The organism is Methylobacterium variabile (assembly GCF_001043975.1).
GTDB lineage: Bacteria > Pseudomonadota > Alphaproteobacteria > Rhizobiales > Beijerinckiaceae > Methylobacterium > Methylobacterium variabile.
Window position 1 is genome coordinate 1 of the sequence record NZ_LABY01000434.1, and the last position, 671, is coordinate 671.

Annotated in this window: 1 protein-coding gene and 1 pseudogene; both read right to left on the reverse strand. The window is 74.5% G+C overall.

The window, feature by feature from the left end; all coding sequences use genetic code 11:
- A pseudogene (locus VQ02_RS33700) lies at positions 1-465 on the reverse strand (cell envelope integrity protein TolA); the annotation flags it as partial.
- A 15-nt stretch (positions 466-480) separates the two neighbouring features.
- The coding region (locus VQ02_RS33705; RefSeq protein WP_048448641.1) for an ExbD/TolR family protein at positions 481-671 on the reverse strand (191 nt) is incomplete at its 5' end.

Sequence of the window (671 nt, forward strand, 5' to 3'; positions counted from 1 at the left end):
GGCCTCCGCTTCCGCCTTGGCCTTCGCGGCGGCCGCAGCCGCCTTCTCGGCGTCGGCCTTGGCGGTGTCGGGGCGCGCCGGCGGCATCGGGGCGGGCTCGGGCTGCTCGAGGGCCGGCCGCAACGGCGGCGTCGGCGTCGGCATCTCCTCGGCGTTGGCGACCTTGATCTCGGGCGGGCGCGTCGGCGGCGTCGGCACGTTGGCCTTGGCCTCGCCGGGGTCGCGCTCCTCTTGGCGATCGGCCACCCGGTCCGCCCGCGGGGACTTGGCCGGAGCCTCGCCGTCGCGCGAGCCCTTGGTCAGCTCCGAGAACTGGTTCTCGGTGATGACCTCGACCGGCACGCCCTCCTCGGCCTGCGGCAGCGCGTGCGAGGCCGCCGCGAACAGGGCGAGCCCGATCAGCACCACGTGCGCGCCGGCGGAGACCCAGACGCCGGGCTCGGACCTGTCGAAGGGAAACACCACCGCGGCTACCCCGCCCTAGCGCTGGTCGGGCTCGGTCACGAGGGCGACCTTCTTGAAGCCGCCGCTCGTCACGATCGCCATCACCTGGGCGACGCGGCCGTAATCGACCCGCTTGTCGCCGCGCACGAACACCCGCTCCTCGAAGCCGTCCTTGGCGGTGGCCGAGATCCTCGCCACGATCGCGTCGTCGGTCAGCCGCGTCGCGG